The sequence below is a fragment of the Massilia alkalitolerans DSM 17462 genome (assembly GCF_000427785.1).
GTDB lineage: Bacteria > Pseudomonadota > Gammaproteobacteria > Burkholderiales > Burkholderiaceae_D > Telluria > Telluria alkalitolerans.
Genome location: NZ_ATYR01000011.1, coordinates 173,324 through 192,381 on the forward strand (window position 1 = coordinate 173,324; position 19,058 = coordinate 192,381).

General features: G+C 59.4%; 14 protein-coding genes, 1 rRNA gene and 1 pseudogene. 11 read left to right on the forward strand and 5 right to left on the reverse strand.

What is annotated here, in order from left to right:
• Positions 1-193 precede the first annotated feature (193 nt).
• Entirely contained in the window at positions 194-406 is a 213-nt protein-coding gene (locus YWC_RS32785) for a hypothetical protein (RefSeq protein WP_156923659.1), read from the forward strand.
• A gap of 853 nt (positions 407-1,259) precedes the next feature.
• Positions 1,260-1,430: a hypothetical protein gene (locus YWC_RS32790; RefSeq protein WP_211238969.1), complete on the forward strand. Its 171-nt coding sequence runs from the start codon at positions 1,260-1,262 to the stop codon at positions 1,428-1,430.
• Positions 1,431-2,061: 631 nt separating this feature from the next.
• Here the strand turns inward: YWC_RS32790 and YWC_RS0113645 are convergent.
• Both YWC_RS0113645 and YWC_RS0113650 read right to left on the reverse strand, forming a co-directional pair.
• Positions 2,062-3,747, reverse strand: coding sequence for a DNA primase family protein (locus YWC_RS0113645; RefSeq protein ID WP_027865888.1), 1,686 nt, complete (start codon positions 3,745-3,747; stop codon positions 2,062-2,064).
• 2 nt (positions 3,748-3,749) lie between these two features.
• Positions 3,750-4,031 carry a hypothetical protein gene (locus YWC_RS0113650; protein ID WP_027865889.1) on the reverse strand — a complete coding sequence of 94 codons (282 nt, stop codon included), beginning with the start codon at positions 4,029-4,031 and terminating at the stop codon, positions 3,750-3,752.
• A 1,379-nt stretch (positions 4,032-5,410) separates the two neighbouring features.
• On the opposite strand from YWC_RS0113650, the gene YWC_RS29335 reads away from it, so the two are divergent.
• From YWC_RS29335 to YWC_RS0113665, 3 genes are all read left to right on the forward strand, one after another.
• The gene (locus tag YWC_RS29335; RefSeq protein ID WP_051306443.1) at positions 5,411-6,994 is read left to right on the forward strand and encodes a type I restriction-modification system subunit M; all 1,584 of its coding nucleotides are present in this window, start codon (positions 5,411-5,413) and stop codon (positions 6,992-6,994) included.
• Positions 6,984-8,324: a restriction endonuclease subunit S domain-containing protein gene (locus YWC_RS32795; protein WP_156923663.1), complete on the forward strand. Its 1,341-nt coding sequence runs from the start codon at positions 6,984-6,986 to the stop codon at positions 8,322-8,324. The genes YWC_RS29335 and YWC_RS32795 overlap by 11 nt, the downstream gene beginning before the upstream one ends.
• A 126-nt stretch (positions 8,325-8,450) precedes the next feature.
• A complete protein-coding gene (locus tag YWC_RS0113665; RefSeq protein ID WP_027865890.1) occupies positions 8,451-11,561 on the forward strand; it encodes a type I restriction endonuclease subunit R in 3,111 nt (1,036 codons plus the stop codon).
• A gap of 157 nt (positions 11,562-11,718) precedes the next feature.
• On the opposite strand, the gene YWC_RS34040 is transcribed toward YWC_RS0113665, so the two are convergent.
• Both YWC_RS34040 and YWC_RS32800 read right to left on the reverse strand, forming a co-directional pair.
• A complete protein-coding gene (locus tag YWC_RS34040; protein ID WP_267872167.1) occupies positions 11,719-11,847 on the reverse strand; it encodes a hypothetical protein in 129 nt (42 codons plus the stop codon).
• 10 nt (positions 11,848-11,857) lie between these two features.
• Positions 11,858-12,448 (reverse strand): HAD domain-containing protein, encoded by a 591-nt coding sequence (locus YWC_RS32800; protein ID WP_156923665.1) that lies wholly within the window; start codon positions 12,446-12,448, stop codon positions 11,858-11,860.
• Positions 12,449-13,507: 1,059 nt separating this feature from the next.
• On the opposite strand from YWC_RS32800, the pseudogene YWC_RS29345 reads away from it, so the two are divergent.
• The 6 genes and pseudogenes from YWC_RS29345 to YWC_RS0113715 form a co-directional block, all read left to right on the forward strand.
• Positions 13,508-14,932, forward strand: a pseudogene (locus YWC_RS29345) (YifB family Mg chelatase-like AAA ATPase); the annotation flags it as partial.
• Positions 14,933-14,977: 45 nt separating this feature from the next.
• The gene (locus YWC_RS0113695; RefSeq protein ID WP_211238970.1) at positions 14,978-15,490 is read left to right on the forward strand and encodes a hypothetical protein; all 513 of its coding nucleotides are present in this window, start codon (positions 14,978-14,980) and stop codon (positions 15,488-15,490) included.
• Positions 15,487-16,224: an ABC transporter ATP-binding protein gene (locus tag YWC_RS0113700; RefSeq protein WP_027865893.1), complete on the forward strand. Its 738-nt coding sequence runs from the start codon at positions 15,487-15,489 to the stop codon at positions 16,222-16,224. Before YWC_RS0113695 ends, YWC_RS0113700 begins: the two co-directional genes overlap by 4 nt.
• A complete protein-coding gene (locus YWC_RS0113705) occupies positions 16,221-17,771 on the forward strand; it encodes a hypothetical protein (protein WP_027865894.1) in 1,551 nt (516 codons plus the stop codon). The genes YWC_RS0113700 and YWC_RS0113705 overlap by 4 nt, the downstream gene beginning before the upstream one ends.
• Positions 17,772-17,843: 72 nt before the next feature.
• The gene (locus tag YWC_RS0113710) at positions 17,844-18,185 is read left to right on the forward strand and encodes a DUF1840 domain-containing protein (RefSeq protein ID WP_027865895.1); all 342 of its coding nucleotides are present in this window, start codon (positions 17,844-17,846) and stop codon (positions 18,183-18,185) included.
• A gap of 197 nt (positions 18,186-18,382) precedes the next feature.
• Positions 18,383-18,868, forward strand: a complete 486-nt coding sequence (locus tag YWC_RS0113715) for a YbhB/YbcL family Raf kinase inhibitor-like protein (protein WP_027865896.1) — start codon at positions 18,383-18,385, stop codon at positions 18,866-18,868.
• A 61-nt stretch (positions 18,869-18,929) separates the two neighbouring features.
• On the opposite strand, the gene rrf is transcribed toward YWC_RS0113715, so the two are convergent.
• Positions 18,930-19,042 (reverse strand): 5S ribosomal RNA (rrf, locus tag YWC_RS0113720).
• Positions 19,043-19,058: the final 16 nt, after the last annotated feature.

Consider the following 19,058-nt stretch of genomic DNA (forward strand, 5'->3'; position numbering starts at 1 on the left):
CGTCTCGAAACGTGGAGACGTACCGATGCTACTGACTGATTAAGCGGCTCAACTCAGGAACAACAAGAGGATATTTCGGGTACATAGGTGCACGGCATGGCCGGTCGCCCATGAAATCACAACTTTTAACTCGAGCGAGCGCACGCTTAGCGAGCAATCGCTATACGAGAAAGGGCAACTACAGAAGGAAAACATGAACGCATTTCTCAAATTCCGGGCGGACCGTGCATTCGTTGAGGGTATGCAAGCGTACCGCGACGGCTATCCCAACCACGCGCCTGCCAAGTATTTTGAACACGCGGGCGATTGGGTGAGGGGCTGGTCTTCTGCCTGGTTAGCTGAGAGCTTGGGCGCTGAACAGGCAGCTAGAAACAAAGTTGAGCCAGGTCAAACGGTAGCAGCATAAACGTTCGAAGTCCCTCCTCGCGAGGGACTTCTTTTACCTGATGCGCCGCCCTTCGCAGCTTGAGCCTGGGGGCGCCGCCCCACGTCCCGTTACACTCATGCATCTCGTCCAAACGTTCTTCGTCACGTTCCTCTGTCGGTCTCACTGCGCAGGACTTATTGAGCTGGTTCAGGTCCGCTTGCGCGGTCAACGGGGAGCGGCGTCGACCCGCAGCGCGGTGGCGGGTGCGGGGCCGCGCCGGCATTGAGAGCGCGGCGGTATCTCGAGCAAAGGTTCGGCGACGTGTGCGTTCGCGTAGGCAGCGCATTTCGGCCTCGAACTTCGCCAAGGTCATTGCCAGGGCGATGTCTCGTTCTAGGGTGTCAGCGGTCTAACGGTAGTTCCCCGCGAATTTATTGATGAGAGTCCCCTTGAGCCGAAGTAGGAAGCGCCGACGCAATGCGTCCCATGCCATTCCTGGCCAACGGTGTTTAAAGCGAGGGGGCCAAGGTGCGCGGTTAGGGCATTCTTCTCCGGTCCGGAACACTCTTGCCGAAACCACTGCTGCGCCGCTCAGGTCAGGCCCCCTTCTCTCTCGAACTACTCTTACCTACAACTCGACGCTGTTACTAATCTTTTTGCTCGGTGGTGGAGGGGGTCGTAGGAGGTGGCGGAGCTTCCTGTTTCGACGCTGAGAAGCAAGGCTCCCTGCCAAAACGCGCCGACCGGGTATAACAGCGGATTACGGCGGACGGACCGACGTCAGCGACGGAAAAAAGTGGGCCGGCGACGGATGGAGGAATCGTTGGTCGAAACGAAGATGTAGGGTGGGTTTATAATCAGAATTCGTGTCTTTTTATAAACTCAGGAGAACATGATGGGCTTCTTCGACTTCTTCGGCGCTGGCAAGTCTTCGACAAAGCAGGAGGGGAAAAAGGACGAGCCGTGGCGCAGCAGTACGGAGAAAAACCATGACCATCGCGACAATCGAGGTTTGAACCGCACGCCGGCGCAAAAGGGCGGCGACAAAAAGCGTCGCAAGTAAAAGCCCTGCTGGACCGGGGCTTCGCTCGCGGCTTACGCAGCGAGCAGGTCGCCATACTGAACCAGGGCGGGCGGATGCCAACGCCAGTTGTGCGTCGGCATTGACGGTGATGAGACCCCCATTGTTACAAATAAGTTTCAGGAGGCGAAAACCTGATTTGGAGACCCTCGCAACAGCACGCTGAATGTCAGTTGGCCAAGGATGCGCGCCTTGCACCTAACAACCTGGCCAACGGCACGCGTCGCGTGCCAAGCACTAGGCATATAGACATTACAGACATTACAGAAGTTTTCCGGGACACTTCTGCCATACAGAAAAAGAATATTATTGATGACGTTCTGCACAATTTTTAGGCATTAAGTGAACTTATTTATTTCTCAATGTGTAGAACCTTAAGAAATGTCTGTAATGTCTGTAACGTCTGTAAATGCTATTTAAATCAATGATTTACAGAAACGCCAATGTTTGTAAAACATCTGTAAGATGTCTGTAGGACCTCTGTTCTACTGCGGGCATCAAGTGTCGAACTACAGACATCGCAGCCACAATGTCTGTAAGTCCGAGCGCTCACCAGCGCCACCCGTACAGACGTAAAAAAGCCGCCTGGCGGCGGCTTCAAAGATGACCTTGCTCAGAACAGTGCTAGTGCCTCGACCGAGCTCTTGTCCGACTTAAGTCGGATGCCCAGGAACCCCGACTGGCGTCCCTTGCCGTGCTGCGTTGTGTGCTTACCAATCTTATACTCGTCCATGCGCTGTTTGAAGGCCTTCTCGCTTCGTGCCAGACGGGCTCCGTCTAGGCTGACCGATTCTTCATACGCAACGTAATCTTTCCAACCCGCATTCGTCGACATGAATGCCCCTTGCACCATCTCGCAATTTGCCGCAATCCAGTCGGTGAACGGATTCTGCTCAGCCTGCAGCTTCTCCAGTTCGTCCTTGGCACACTGCGGCATGTAGTCGCGCAATTTGCCGCCCTGAGCATGCACAGATGCGTACTGCTCACCACAACGTACCAACCAGGCCAGGATGCCCTCACGCTCGGCCTCTAGCTGCGCCGGCAGGGTCGGGTCTTCAACGCCGTCAAACTGCTTAGTGAACGCGATTGGATACAACCTCTTCCACACCGCACTTTGGCCGCCGCGCACCGTTGGCAAGCTATTGCACGCAATATGGAATACAAACGTGACCGGAAACTCGACCGCTTCTTGGCCCAGGCCTCGAGCAGACACCGTGCCACCACCACCTGCCAGCAGTTTCACATCAGCGTCGCGCAGATTGCCACCTAGCGGGAGCTCGTCGATGTATGCCATGCGACGGTCCATTAGGCGGCGCAGGGCTGGGGAGGCGCCATCTGCGCTTGTGTTCATCGTTGCACCTGGCGAGTCCGCCACCACCTTGTAGCTGACCGCCGCCGCATAGTCGCCAAGGGCTTTCATGATGGCGCCCAGCAGCAGGCTCTTGCCGTTCAGCCCGTTGCCCTTATGAAAAAACATCGCACGTTCGGCTGGGCTTCCCTGCACCGTGTAGCCCATGATGAGCTCGTAGTACGCGATGTCCTCAGCGCGACCTTCAAACGCCTCGCTCAGCACGCGCAGGAATGTTGGGCAGGTCGCCTCTGGGTTGAACTCGGTGTCGTTGCGAACAGTCACAAGCAGGTCGCGCTCGCTTATCAGAGTGCCCGTGTACAGGTCAACCGCGCCATTACCGCAGGCTAGATAGCGCACGTCGGCGTTCAGGTCACGCTGCTCGACGTGCATGCGCTCGGACGCTAGCATCTCGCCGACTACACCGCGGCGGAACCCGTCGCTGTCTACGATGTCGAGCTTGTCGATGTCGACGTTAGGGTCCTGCGCGGCCGCGGCCTTAGCCTTGTTCGCTGCGGTACGGGCAATGGTGCCCACCTGCGCGTCACGGAGCGTCATCCAGCGCCGTCCATCCCACTGCATCCATTGTTCCTGGTCGATGTTGTAGCGCAGGTCGCCGTCATACTCAGCAACGACGCGCTGTGCGACGCCGTGGTGAGTCATGCTGAATGTGCCCTTTGACTTCTTGACCAGGACGGGGAACATCTCGCGCATATCCACTGCAGTAGGCTTGGCGCCACCCAGTACTTTCAGCTTGTTCTGAACAGCCGCTTTAATGTCGTTGCGCAGGGCTTTCATGTCCTCTGCACGGGTCGCGAGGTCGAGCTCAGGCACTAGCATCGTCGCCATGACGTCAGCGTCGCTGCAGGATGCAATCTTTGCCAAGAGCTCAGCACGCAGGGCGCGGCGGGCATTCACAGCCTGGAGCATGTCGGGGGTTACGGTGGTCACATTTAGACTCCCGCGGCAGCGTTAGCTTCCGCAATCATGGCCAGCAGCTGCATCGCCTTGTAGACGCTAGAACTTGGGCCAAAGGCGTCCATCTTCGCCTTCTCGATAACGCCGGCACGGGATAGATTGCCTGTACGCGAGCACTCGACAGAGGCTACAACCTCAAAGCGACGGACGAGCTGGATACAGTACGAGTGGCGCTTGTGCTGCAGGTGGATATCGTGACCTGCATCGATGATGCGGCGGTAGGCGGGTACAGAGATGGTGGTGGGGTGTTTGCTCATGGTGCGCTTTCAGTAGCTCCGAGTTGTGGTAACCCGTATAGCCACCGACCTCACTTCTAAACTCACTTTTTTCGGGTTTTTTCCTGCGACGAAAGAATCTCATTGAAAACAAAGAGAAATTTCGCGTGAAAATATTTTGTATAGCCATAAAAAAAGCCCGCCAGAGCGAGCTTGGGGTCGTTCATGTTGGCCAAGTCGCGCGACTTGAGTCGGCTCAACTTGGCTAACGGGGTCTTGGTCCGAGGCTCTCGGCTAGGAGCAGATGCAGTGCTGATGGGGTCGGCTGTAGCGCGCCAAGCGCTTCGTTTAGTGCGTCCATGGTCGCTTGAGCCGGCTCAACTGGGACCGGTCGCCAGCTTTGGTCAGCGCGCTCGACGCCGTCCAGCGCCAGCCCCTCTGGACCCTCTACCAGGGCTACTTTGGCTTGGCACCCGCTAATCGCTGCTACCTTGACCATATGTCCTCCAGGTGAGTTGAGCCGGCTCAAGTCGGTTTGCGCCGCAGTCCACTTACACGTCCAGCGGCAAATCCGATGACGAATGCCGCGACGACAATGACGACTATTTCCAATGTACTCATTACGCAATCTCCTGCGGGGTGGGCCAACGTAGGCACGCGGCCACGCGGCGGAAAACGTATTTTAGCTCGCTATCGTTCTCGCCCCACCCTAATTCATGGGCTGAGCGGTATGCGGCAGCGAGCAAATGGGATTCGCGGAGCATTGGTAGCGCCTCCTTCATCGCTAGGAGGTCATCACACAGGCTTTCTATGCATTCGCTCCGTATTGCATTATCTTCCAAATAACGTTTATCCATCGCGACCTCGCGCTGTGTAAACGTACAGAGTACTGTGTTAACGTACAGTAGTCAAGAATGCAATGTTTTGTGCTGTTGTTAACCAGCAGCGGTTGAGCCGGCTCAACCCGCGCCCAGAGCGCTTCAGGGGGCAGGCTAGGAAACTATACGCCGGGGCCATCCCAGGGTCTAAACTCCGGGTTGAGCCGGCTCAAGTCGTGGCAGACGTCATGCTTCTGATTTGCCCTTCTGCTCTATCCCGTTGACATACTCGCGGAATTCCGCAAGGTACGAGTGAGCGCGCCCTTCTGGTGGCCGACGGTCCCATTCGCTGGCCCGGCGGTACAGGGAGGCGCACTTGCACCCAGAGTCGGTGGAGTAAGCACTGATGCGCCTTAACTCGCAGCTCGTAGCGTTAGGAATAGCAGGACTGGGAATAGTTTACTGTTGGTATAGGCTTATTCCAAAAAGCAATTTAAAATCGTTACGCTACAGGGTTTTGTGTTCACCTGCTCCAAGGACGCTCAGTTTCCGACTTCCGGTGCAAAGGCCGCGAACCCTCAGAATTTCTTATCACAAAAAGACATGAACCAAGACTTCAAAAATGCCCTTTGGGCCACGGCCAACACACTCCGCGGTTCGGTCGACCCGTCCGATTACAAGTATCCGGTACTCGGCCTGATTTTTCTGAAGTACGTCTCAGAATCATTTTCTGCCCGGCGCCAGGTGCTCGCCACGGCTTTCGCGGACCCCTCCGATGAGCTGTATTTGCGGGATGCTGAAGACCGCATCACCTTCTTGGAGGACCGCAACTACTACGTGATGGAAAACGTTCTCTGGGTGCCAGAGCGCGCACGGTGGGCGTTTATCCAGGCCAATGCCAAACAAACAAATATCGCCTTGTTGTTGGATGAGGCGATGGGCCTCATCGAAGCTGACAATCCCAAGCTGGACGGCCTGCTACCGAAGGTATACGTAAAAACCACCTTGGAACAGAACACGCTGGGCTCGCTCATCGACCTGGTCGCGTCGCTCACGTTCGATGCGAAAGACGGCGGCGACGTTATCGGCGACGTCTATGAGTACTTTCTCGGCAATTTTGCGGGCGCCGAAGGAAAAAACGCCGGCGAATTCTTTACGACGAAGCCCATTGTCAGTGTCATTGTCGAGGTCCTCGCTCCACGCAAGGGCAAGCTTTACGACGGTGCATGTGGTGCCGGCGGCATGTTCGTGTCTTCCAAGCGTTACGCTCTGAGCCACGGCAGCCAAGCACGGGACATTTCTATTTACGGCCAAGAGCGCAATCCAAACACTTGGAAGCTAGCTGCGATGAACTTGGCAATTCGTGGGCTTGACTTCAACCTCGGCGATTCTCACGGTGATACTTTCGCCAACGACAAACACCCGACCCTGCGCGCCGATTACGTGTTCATGAACCCGCCGTTTGGCAAGGACAGTGAATGGCCACGGGATAGTCTAATGAAGGACCCACGTTGGACTTATGGAATCCCGCCTGCTAAACCTGCGCACTTCGCCTGGTTACAGCATGTGTTGCATCACATGAGTAAAAAAGGGCAATGCGGCATCGTTATGCCTAACGGGACGCTGACAACCACCTCCGGCGGTGAGGACGCAATCCGTCAACGAATGGTCGAAGACGATGTCGTAGAGTGTATTGTCGCTCTCCCTGGACAACTCTTCCTAAACACGCAAATCCCCTGCTGTATCTGGTTCCTTGCGAAGGATAAAACGAAAAACGGACGTGACCGCACCGGCGAGATTCTGTTCATCGACGCCCGCAAAATGGGCTACATGCAGTCGAAAGTTAACCGCAACTTGTCCGAAGACGACATTCAGAAGATTGCGCAGACGGTACACCTTTGGCGCGAGGACGAGGACCGCCTTCCGGTTGCGGAAGGTGAGGAGGCGCCGGTATATAGCGACATTCCTGGATTCTGTAAGTCAGCTACTCTATCGGAAATTCAGGCGCACGGTTATGTTCTGTCGCCAGGCCGGTACGCTGGTTCAAAAGAGGCCGAAGAGGATGACGAAGATTACAAGGAGCGGTTAGATGAGTTAGCAGGAGAACTGAAGGGCCTCTTCGGCCGTAGTGACGTTTTGAGGCTGCAAGTTGCTGAAAGCATGAAGGAGCTTGGTTATGAGCTCTAAGCTTTCTGATGCAGTCTGCCACCAAATTGGAGGCGGCTGGGGGGAGGATGATGCGGCGGAAGGGTTGGAGAAAGTCGCTATTATCCGCGGTACAGATATCCCCAGGTTGAAAAACGGCGACTTTTCATCTGTTCCCCTAAGGTTCGAGAAAAAATCGAAAATCTCCCAACGACTTTTGCAGGTCGGTGACCTGGTCATAGAGACCTCTGGAGGAAGCGCCGCGTCCGGGCAGCACACGGGTCGTGCCCTGCATGTGACGAAGGAGCTGCTATCTCATTTAGGGGGCAAAGTAATCCCTGCTAGTTTTTGCAAGCTCGTCCGCCTAGACGCTAGAAAGGTATCCCCTTCTTTCTGCGCGTATCTTATTGACTTGATGCATCTAACTGGGGAAATTGCGGTTTTTGAAAACCAGTCCACAGGGATTTCAAACTTCCAAACTACGAAATTCCTAGAGTCAGTAGAGCCCGTTCTCGCTTTGACCGAGCAAGAAAAAGTGTCGAAAATTCTGGGCACTTTAGATAGTCTTCGATTAACGTTGTTTAGGCAAAACTCGGTGCTCGAGTCTGCGGCACAAGTCCTATTCCGAACTTGGTTCATGCGGTACGACCCGGTACATTCGAAGGCGCTAGGTTCGTGCCCGGAAGCGATGTCCCCGAAGCTTGCTGCGGTTTTTCCAGCAGAGTTTGAGCCATCTGACCACGGCGCGCTCCCCGCTGGCTGGACAGCGGGTGCCCTTAGCGATTTGACGAAGTTATGCCCAGAGTCGTGGACGTCAAAAAAACATCCGGATGTCATCAAGTACATCGACCTCTCCGGGCTTAAGAAAAACACTATCTTAGCGGCAGATGAGATGGCATTCGCAGATGCGCCCTCCAGAGCGCGCAGAGTGCTTAGAAAGGGCGACTCGGTATATGGCACGGTCCGTCCAGGTAACCTTTCGTATGGCTTTATCGGTGAGGACGAACAGGGCCTGACCGGAAGTACTGGATTCGCCGTACTGAGGCCAACTGACCCAAACGCTGCTGAATTTGTTTACTGTGCGATGACCTTGAAAGAGAACATCGAGCGCTTAACTCATTTAGCCGAGGGCGCAGCCTATCCCGCAGTCAGACCAGATGTGGTCCATGCCCAGGAGCTGACGATACCGTCCTCAGAAGTTCTTGCAGCATTTCACGCCATTTCGAAGCCGATGTTTGAATTTATATCATTGAACTGTCGAATAATTGCCACGCTCGAGGCGTTACGAGACCGCTTATTGCCGCTTTTGATTACAGGACGGCTTGCCCCAAATACGGCAGAAGTTCTCATCAGTGAGGCCATGGCGGCTTGAGCAAGGCCTCGAAGAGCTGCTTGTTTCACCTCAGCGTGTTACTCGTTCTCGGGTAAGACGCTTCACTTTGCTCATCAGGGTGGCCAGTAGCTACACTAATCCCACTATTACGCTGTAAGAAACTCCATGACAAAAATAACGGAAAGCGCCGTCGAGCTTGCGGCAATAGCCTGGTTTGAAGAATTAGGGTACAGCTACGCCTACGGCCCGGACATCACTGGTAACGAAGATGACTGCGAGCGGGAGGACCACCGACAGGTTGTGCTCGTCGAGAGGCTTGTCCAATCGCTGAGGACTATCAATCCAGGCGTGCCTCTTACGGCTATCAAGAAAGCGGCGACGGTTCTTTCCAGTTACGAAAACCCGGACCTCGTACAGTCTAACAAAGGATTTCATCGCTTAATCGTGGACGGCGTCCGGGTCGAGTACGTAGCTAACGGAGAGCAAAAGGCCACCATCGTTCAGGTTGTCGATTTCAACACCCCGGATAACAACGACTGGCTCATCGTGAACCAATTTACGGTTCAGGGACCAAAGCACACCTGTCGACCGGACTTGGTGGTATTCCTCAACGGATTGCCGCTGGTAGTGTTCGAGCTGAAAAACCCCGCAGACGAGAATGCGGACGTTTGGATGGCATACAACCAAATCCAAAACTACAAGACCGACATCAAGGCGCTATTTCACCATAACGCCTTCAACGTGATATCGGACTACTCCAATGCCCGGTTCGGGTCTATGACTGCGAATAAGGAGCGCTTTCTCGCCTGGCGCACCATTGACGGTGAAACTATCGACCCGCTTGGTCCGCACCAAGAGCTAGAGACCCTCATCCGCGGGATGTTTGCCAAGTCTCTGTTCCTTCAGTACATTCGGAACTACATTCTCTTTGAGGACGAAGGGCGCCTACTCAAGAAGATTGCCGGATACCACCAGTTCCACGCGGTCAAGGCTGTAGCAGAGAGCGTCGTCAAGGCATCCGTTCCCGGCGGCAGCCGTAAGGGCGGGGTTGTTTGGCACACGCAAGGCGCGGGGAAATCCATCGAAATGGTCTGTTCAGCGTCCGTCCTGCTTATGGACCCGCGGCTGAGCAACCCCACGTTGGTATTCGTGACTGACCGTAACGATTTGGACGGCCAGCTCTTCGAGACGTTCTGCAAGAACGCAGAGCTGCTGCGAGAAATGCCTGTCCAGGCTGACACGCGGGAAGAACTTCGACGCCTGTTAGATGGCCGACCTTCCGGCGGCATCATATTCACGACCATTCAGAAGTTCGCACTTGAGCCGGGTGAGACCAAGTTCCCGGAGCTAACCCGGCGAGAGAACGTAGTGGTCATCTGTGACGAGGCCCATCGGAGCCAGTACGGATTCACCGCGCAGTTGGAACAAAAGGATGGAACGCTCAAATACGGCTACGCTAAGCACATGCGTGACGGTCTCCGTCTATCCACGTTCGTTGCCTTTACTGGGACGCCGGTGAGCAGCACGGACCGCGACACGCGGGCGGTATTCGGCGATTACGTGCACGTCTACGACATCGAGCAAGCGGTGTCCGACGGCGCGACAGTGCCGGTGTACTACGAGGGCCGCCTGGTGAAGCTCGACCTTAAGGCCGAGGAAACCCCTCACATCGATGAGCAGGCGGAAGAACTCAGCGAGGGTGAGGAAGAGTTTGCGACCTCGGCGCGATACAAGAAGTGGGCCGCGTTGGAGAAAATTGTGGCGGCTCAGCCTCGGTTAGCACAGGTCGCGAAAGACCTGATTGACCATTTCGAAGAACGCCAAAAGGCACAGTTCGGAAAGGCGATGGTGGTCGCCATGAGCCGCGAGGCCTGCGTCCAGTTATACAACGAAATCGTCAAGCTACGTCCTGATTGGCACGACGAAGATGCCTCGAAGGGCGCGATTAAGATTGTAATGACCGGGGTATCGAGCGACAAGCCCCATATCCGAGAGCACGTCTACCCCAAGGAGACTCGAAAGAGTCTTGAGAAACGCTTTAAGAGCGAAACCGACCCCCTTAAAATTGTCATCGTACGCGACATGTGGCTTACCGGCTTCGATGCACCCGTCGTCAATACCTTGTATGTCGATAAGCCGATGAAGGGCCATAATCTGATGCAGGCCATTGCACGGGCCAACCGGGTATTCAAGGATAAACCCGGCGGCCTGGTGGTGGACTATATCGGAATCGCCGACGAACTCAAGACCGCTCTGCATGAATACACTGCGAGCAAAGGCAAGGGCCGGCCTACGATTGACTCGGCAGAAGCGCTGAGCATTTTCCTGGACGAAATGGACGTATTGCGCGGCCTGCTGCATGGCTGCGATTACACTGGGTTCAGGACCAGGGCACTTGCCGTTCTGCCGAAGGCCGTGGACCACTTGCTGAAACAGACTCACAAGGAGAAGGCCAAGGAAGGGCGCCGACTGTTTGCTGACCACGTCTTGGCCGCCACCCAGGCATTCGCGCTGTCCTGCACGCTTGATGAAGCAGGGGAATACCGCGATGAGCTTGCATTCTTTCAAGCCATTAAGGCAGTTCTGACAAAAGCAGACCCGAGGAAAGCATTGACAGACGAGGCGAAGGAGCACGCAATGCGCCAAATCATATCGGGTGCATTGGTATCTGAAGATGTCATCGACATTTTCGAAGTCGCAGGGCTCAAAAAGCCGGACCTCAGCATATTGTCGGACGAGTTCCTCGACGGCGTTCGCCACATGGAGCATCGCAACCTGGCGGTCGAGCTCCTGGAACGCTTGCTGCGAAACGAAATCAAGGCGAAGTTCCGTACCAACGTAGTCAAGAAGGGAAAGTTCTCAGACCTTCTTGAGGCTGCGTTGAATCGGTATCGTGCACGAGCCATCGAGACTGCTCAAATTATCGAGGAGTTAATCGCGATGGCAAAGGAGTTCGAGAAGGACGCTAGCCGCGCAGCCGAACTGGGCTTAAACAAGGACGAGCTCGCATTCTACGACGCGCTCGTGACTAACGAAGCATCCGTGCGGGAGATGGGGGACGTTGAACTCAAAGCGCTCGCCCAAGAGCTGACCGTAAAGCTCAAGGCTAATGCCTCGGTTGACTGGTCTAAACGCGACTCAGTACGTGCTGCCATGATGGTCAAGGTGCGGCACATCCTTGCAAACCACAAGTATCCCCCTGACAAGGCACAAGCCGCGGTCGAGTTGGTGATGAAACAGGCAGAAGTCTTGTCCGATGACTGGGCTCCAACGTAGGAATCGCCCGTCCACGGGCGGCGCTGATTCAGGCATTCTCGCATCCTGCCGCCGTACAGTTGAGCTGGCTCAAGTTGTGCAGCAGCCTGTTGCACAAACGGGCAGTTGGCCAGGTTGCGAGGCTGTGGCGCCTCCCCTTCGGTTGTGCCGGCTCAACTCAACTCAACAGAATCACTGCGCCGACGGCTACGGCAAGGCCGAGTGACATTGCCGCGACTGCGGTGTTCACGAGAATTTTCAGTGCACGCGATTCGTCTGCCAGAAAGTCATGAAGTGCTCTGCTCATTGTTACCTCCTTAGGTTGAGCCGGCTAAATTCGAGCCGAACAGTCTGTCCACCGTCGATGGAACACCCAATTCTGGCGGCAGTCGAGACTCGAGCACGCCACCGGTGCACAGCAGTTCTAGTGCGTGCGATAGTTCCTCGGATATGCCAGGCTGTGCTAGTCCGTGCCAGTTATTCGTTGGCGAGACTACTAGATGACGGCGCTCAGCCGGCCAGCCGTCCACGTCGTCGTCCAGCGCCAGCCAGCGCCCGACTCCGCGTTCTTCGACATCAGTAGTGATTGCGTCGTGTCGAGTATGCGGCGGAAACTGCAGCAGAAATCCTTTCCATATCGTCCCGACCACTCTCGCCCGCAGGCCCGGTGGCAGCTGCTGCACCGCGTATTCGTAACCGAGGGTACGGACCCAACTCGTGGCTAATGAAATTCTCACATCCGGAAACGCCTCGAGGATGCGCTCGAGCAAAGGCGCGTGCTCGAACAGTTGATGGTCTGTTGGCTGCCCTCCGACATAGACCCGCGGTTGAGCCGGCTCAAGTTTCGTCACGCGCACATCCGCTGGGTGAAGTACACCGTCGTAATCGAGATATAAAATTGGCGCCATAGGTCTCCTAAAAGCAGTTGAGCCGGCTCAAGCCTGCAGAGTGACTGCCGCCAGGGCGCCCAACGAAGCGATAATTACGGCACCCAGCGCCATCGTCAAGCGGTGATAGCGCCTGTTATCGCTTATCACTGCAGTCATCCATTTGAGCATGTAGGCCTCCCATCAACGAGTGCTCAGTTTATCTTGAATCCAGTATCATCAGGACTCCCCTTTTGCTCGCAGGCGCACTATGAAATCGCCGATGTACTATCTCGAAACCAGTGCCGGCCGCGCTAGGGTCGTTAGGGTCTTGGAAGTCATTGCGCTTACCGGTAGCGCTATTGTTACCGTAGTTTTATCGGTTGCAATCTACCTGCGAGACTATGCATGAAGCCGGACTGAGACATCCTCAAGCGGCGGCTGCGGCCGGTGACGCCGGAGCGGATGGTGGAGATTGTGCGAGAGCAGCGCGGACCAGGCTCCAAGGGCGAGCAGCTTATGCTAGCAGACGCTGGTCTCGAAGAAGAAGTGCGCAACCTTCTTCCCCCCGCGCAGATGTAAGGAGCTTTTCGCGGAGCGGCCCGGGGGCAGGCCCATCTAGTTATTCCTGGGGTAGAAAACGGAGTTCATCTGCTCAGGTGGGAATCGCTGGTGCAGCGATACGCTGAGCTCTCGCAAGGGTGCGCTTACCCTCAATTGTTGCCAATAGGAGATTTCACTTGGCTCTTGGCAGTGACGACAGAACTTGAAGTGGTTAATCGATGGGGTGAGGCGCCGGTACGCTTCAGCTTGCCCCGCCACAGGCATGTTGGCCAGGCCTGCTAGGTAGGCGCTGACGGCGCGCTGCCCAGAGGCGTGAGTAACCTTGTGGCTTTGCGCCAGCACCACGGGCACTGCCAGTGGCAGACAACGTCGTATATAGTATCGTCGTTCATAGCGCCAGCTTAGCGTACTCTGCAGCGGCCGCAGCGCATGCACTCTTGTATAAGCAATTGGCCAACTCGATAGCAAACTAACAAAGAAAGTGCACTTGCCGCCCCACGTCAGCATAGGTAGGACTTGCGGTGCACATACTGCTTTACAATGACCATCGTCGGCCTGCCCGATGCCGAGGTACGCGAAGCCAAGGACCGCGTGCGCGCGGCGCTGCAGAACTCCGGCTTCACCATTCCCCCGCGCCGCATCACCGTCAACCTCGCGCCGGCCGACCTGCCGAAGGAATCCGGCCGCTTCGACCTGGCGATCGCGCTCGGCATCCTGGCGGCATCGCAGCAGCTCCCGGGCGAGGCGCTGGCGCGCTACGAGTTTGCCGGCGAGCTGTCGCTGTCCGGCGAACTGCGGCCCATCCGCGGCGCGCTGGCGATGAGCTTCGCCATGCGGCGCGAGAGCGAAGATCAAGCGCGCGCCTTCGTCCTGCCGCTGGCGAATGCCGACGAGGCCGCGCTGGTGAGCGATGCCGCAATCTACCCGGCGCGCACCCTGCTCGAGGTGTGCGCCCACTTCGTGCGCGGTGCGGGCGCTGCCCCGCTGGCGCGCCACCGCGGCCAGGCGCCGGTGGCCTGCGTCGACTATCCGGACTTCGCGGAAGTGAAGGGCCAGCAGACCGCCAAGCGCGCCCTGGAGGTGGCTGCCGCGGGTACGCATTCGGTGCTGCTGATCGGGCCGCCGGGCGCGGGAAAAAGCATGCTGGCCTCGCGCTTCGCCGGCCTGCTGCCGCCGATGAGCGAGGAACAGGCGCTGGAGTCGGCCGCGGTGCAGTCGATCGCCGGCAGCTTCTCGCCGCAGCGCTGGGGCCGGCGGCCGTTTCGCAGTCCGCACCACAGCGCATCGAGCGTCGCCCTGGTGGGCGGCGGCAGCCCGCCGCGCCCGGGCGAGATCTCGCTGGCCCACCACGGCGTGCTCTTCCTCGACGAGCTGCCGGAGTTCGACCGCCGCGTGCTGGAAGTGCTGCGCGAGCCGCTCGAATCGGGCCAGATCACGATCTCGCGCGCGGCGCACCAGGCCGACTTCCCGGCACGCTTCCAGTTGGTGGCGGCGATGAACCCCTGCCCCTGCGGCTGGCTCGGACACGTGTCCGGCAAATGCCGCTGCACGCCAGAAAGCGCGCAGCGCTACCAGGACCGCGTCTCCGGCCCCCTGCTCGACCGCATCGACATCCAGCTGGCGGTGGCCGCCATGCCGGCGGAGAGCATCGGCGCCCAGGCCGACGGCGAGAGCAGCGCCGCGATCGCCGCGCGCGTGGCGCAAGCGCATGCGCTGCAGCTGGCGCGCCAGGGCAAGCCGAACCAGGGCCTGGCGCCGCGCGAGATCGACCGCTACTGCCGCCCGGACGCGGCCGGCGAACGCCTGCTGCGCGCCGCGATGCAGCAGCTGCACTGGTCGGCGCGTGCCTACCACCGCGTGCTCAAGGTGGCGCGCACGGTGGCCGACCTGGGCGGCGCGCAGCACGTGGCGGCCGAGCATATCGCGGAAGCGATCCAGTACCGGCGCGCCTTCAAGGCGTGAAGGCAGGGAGTATCCGCATTCCACGCCTCCTGTTACCATCGTGGCATGCACATCAAACAACTTGTCCTCGCTTCGCTGTCCGCGGCTCTGCTGGCGGGCTGCTCGCCCACCTATAACTGGCGCGACTACACCAGCGCCGAAGGCGCCTTCAAGGTGCTGTTCCCGGCCAAGCCGGCGACGCACACCCGTGGCATCGACCTGGGCGGCATCAAGGTCGACATGACGATGACCGCCGCCGAGGTGGAAGGCACGACCTTCGCCGTCGGCACCGCGGTGGCGCCGGATGCGGCCCTGGCCCAGGCCACGCTGCCTGCGATGCGCCAGGCGCTGCTGCGCAATATCGGGGCCACTGATGCGGCGGAAAAGAACGGCGCGACGCCCGCCGGCGCGACGCTGGACGTCGATGCGGTCGGCAAGGGCAACAGCGGCCCGGTGCGCCTGGTCGGGCGCTTCGTCGCGAAAGGCACGCGCGTGTACCAGGTGATCGTGGTGGGCACGCCGGGCGCGATGCCGCCCGAGCACACCGAGCAGTTCCTGTCCTCGTTCAAGCCGCAATGATGGCGGACACTGCCCCGGCCTTGCGGACCAGCGGCCTGTCCAAGTCTTTCGGCCGTCCAGCGGTCGATGGCCTCGACCTGGAAGTGCGCCGCGGCGAGCTGTACGCCTTGCTTGGCCCGAACGGCGCCGGCAAGACCACGACGCTGCGCATGGTGACCGGGCTGGTGGCGCCGGATGCCGGCCGCATCGAGGTGCTCGGCATCGACCTGGCGCAGGCGCCGCTCGATGCCAAGCGCAGGATGGCCTACCTGCCGGACGACCCCATGTTGTACGGGAAGCTCAAGCCCACCGAATACCTCGAGTTCGTGGCCGGCCTGTGGGGCGTGCAGGCGCGCGCCGCCGAGCCGCGCGCACGCGAGCTGCTCGACTGGCTCGACCTGAGCCCGCACGCGCACGAACTGACCGAAGGTTTTTCGCGCGGGATGAAGCAGAAGCTGGCGCTGGCCGGCGCGCTGATCCACGAACCGGAACTGCTGATCCTCGACGAGCCGCTGACGGGGCTCGACGCGGCCGCCGCGCGCCAGGTGAAAGACCTGCTGCTGTCCCATGTGGCCAAGGGCGGCACCGTCATCCTCACCACCCACATCCTCGAGGTGGCGGAACGGCTGGCGCAGCGCATCGGGATCATCCGCGAGGGGCGCCTGATCGCCGAAGGCACGCTGGCCGAGCTGCGCGAGCGCACCAGCGGCGGCAGCCTCGAGGACGTGTTCCTGCAGCTCACCGCGCAGCCATGAGCGCAGCACCGGGCAGCATCCCCTGGCTGTTCCGCCACGAGCTGCGGCTCATGTGGTTCAGCGCGGGCTCGCGCAAGTCGGAGAAGTCGCAACGGCGTCCCGGGCTGGCCGGACTCGCCGTCGTCGGGCTGGCCTGGCTGGCCCTGCACGCGATTGCCTTGTTTGTCGTGTCGCGCACCGCCGGCATCGATCTGCGCGATCCGCGGGTGCTGGTCGCGGTGAGCGCCCTGCTGTACGGCAGCATGACCTTCATGCTCTCCAGCGCCCTGAAGTCGAGCGTGCTGGTGCTGTTCGAACGGGGCGACCTCGACCTGCTGCTGTCCTCGCCCCTGCCCTCGCACAGCATCTTCACCGTACGCCTCGGCACGGTGGCTGCAGGTACGGCCGCGCTCTACCTGTTCTTCCTGGCGCCCTTCGCCCATGCGGGCGCACTGCTCGGTCACGTGGGCTGGCTTGCCGTCTATCCGGTCCTGCTGGGAACCGCGACGCTCGTCGCCTGCGCCGCCATGCTGATGACGCTCGGGCTGGTGCGGTTCATCGGCGCGCGGCGCACGCGCATCGTCGCGCAGGTGATCGGCGCCCTGGCCGGCGCGCTGATCTTCATCCTGTCCCAGCTGTTCGCGCAGTTTTCGCGCTCGATGGAGACGCGCGCCGCGGCCGCGTTCGCGCGTGCCTTCGCCGAGGACGGCGCACTGGGCGCCGGGAGTCCGGTCTGGCTGCCGGGCCGTGCGCTGCTGGGCGAGCCACTGCCCCTGCTGGGCCTGGTGGCCTTGGCGGCGGCAGTCTTTGTGTTCACCGCGGGGCGGACCCACCGGTTCTTCGTCCATGGCCTGCAGCAGGCCGCGTCGTCCAGCCGCGCGGCGCGCCGGCCTGCGGGCGGACCGCGCTTTCGCTTCGGCCGCAGCCTGTTCACGACGATGCTGCTCAAGGAATGGCGCCTGATCCTGCGCGACCCGCAGCTCATCTCGCATGTCGCGCTGCAGCTGATCTACCTGCTGCCGCTGTTCTTCATCATCTTCAAACGCAGCGAGGTGCAGCTGCCAGCCGTGGCGGCCGGGCTGACGCTGCTGTGCAGTTCACTGACGGCGTCCCTGGCATGGATTATCTTGTCGGCGGAAGACGCGCCCGACCTGTTGCGCCTCTCTCCCGCGCCGCCAGGGACGGTGCGCAATGCCAAGCTGGCGGCGGCGGTGCTGCCCTGCCTGGTCCTGGTGCTGGGGCCACTGGCCTGGCTGATCGTGCGTGCGCCGCTTGCTGGACTGGGCGCGGCCGGTGCCGTCATCGGCGCCGTGTGCGCGGCGGCGGTGATCGTGCACTGGTGCGGCCGCCCGGGTTTGCGCAGCGATTACGTGGCGCGTGGGAAGGGCGATCTCCTGAGCTCGATCCTTGGGATGTTCAACAGCCTGTCGTGGGGCGCGCTGGCCTGGTGCCTGGCCTCGATCGCAGCCGGTCCGACCGATCGCACCGTGGCCGGCGCAGCCTTCGCCGCCATGGGCGCACTGGCGACGCTGGGCATGTCCCGGCTCTTTCGCCGTCCACGTCCCTGAGTGCGTGCGCGGGATGAAAGCATTTCCAAGACGTGTTATCGTTTAGTCACTAACAAATCAATGGGCACAGCTATGTTGATTACATTCAAATGTAAATCCTATCCTGAGGTTCTGATGTACCAGGAACACGCCAAACGTATCCTGGACCTGCTGCACAAGGATACGGATCGCGGGGTCATCACCGCGGAAGAAGCGCCTCGCGCGGTCGCGCTGCTCGAGGGCGAAATCGAGGAAAGCCGCAAGCACCAGATTTCCGAACAAGTCGAGCGCGACGTGCAGGCCCACCATGGCGAAAACGAAGATAACGAGCACGAACCGATCGAAGTCGTGACCTTCTCGACGCGCGCATTCCCGCTGCTGGAAATGCTGCGCTCCGCCCGCGACCAGCATACCGACGTCCTCTGGGGCGTCTAGACGCGCTGCCGGCAGGCCGATGAGCGGGGCGCAGCCCCGCTTTTTTTATGTCTGCCCGCCATTGCGCGCAATGGCGTGTAACGCGCAGGGTCCGGGGCTGTCAAACGACATGGGGAAAACGTCACCGCGATCAATGACACCTTCCCCTTGGCGAAGCGGCGCCGCACGGTGCGCCGTCATCGAAGACGGAGACGACCATGAGCCTGGTCCTTGCCTCGTCCGACTTCAGCGCGGGAGGCAGCATTCCTGTGGAGCATACCTGTGACGGCGCCGACCGTTCGCCCTCCCTGTCCTGGTCGGGCGCACCGGCTGCTGCCAAAAGCTTTGCGCTGGTGATCGACGATCCGGATGCGCCCGACCCGGCGGCGCCCAAGATGACGTGGGTACACTGGGTTCTCTATAACATTCCGCCCGACGCGAACGGGCTGGGCGGCGGCGTTCCCGAAGCCGAACTGCCGAGGGGGACACGGAGCGGCCTGAACGATTGGAAAAGAACGGCTTACGGCGGCCCCTGTCCGCCGGTGGGCAGGCACCGCTACTTCCACAAGCTGTATGCATTGGATGTAGTGCTGCCGGGTTCTGGACACCCGACGAAGCAGCAGCTGGAGCAGGCCATGCTGGGCCATATCCTGGAGCAATGTGAGCTGGTGGGGACCTACGAGCACGCGCATCCTTCCCGCTAGGCAGCGCAGAAAAGCAAAAAGCCCGCTCAGTCGATACTGAGCGGGCTTTGCTTTATAACTAGCCTGACGATAACCTACTTTCACACTGGTTGCAGCACTATCATCGGCGCAAAGTCGTTTCACGGTCCTGTTCGGGATGGGAAGGGGTGGGACCGACTTGCTATGGTCATCAGGCTTTGACTTGTCGTGA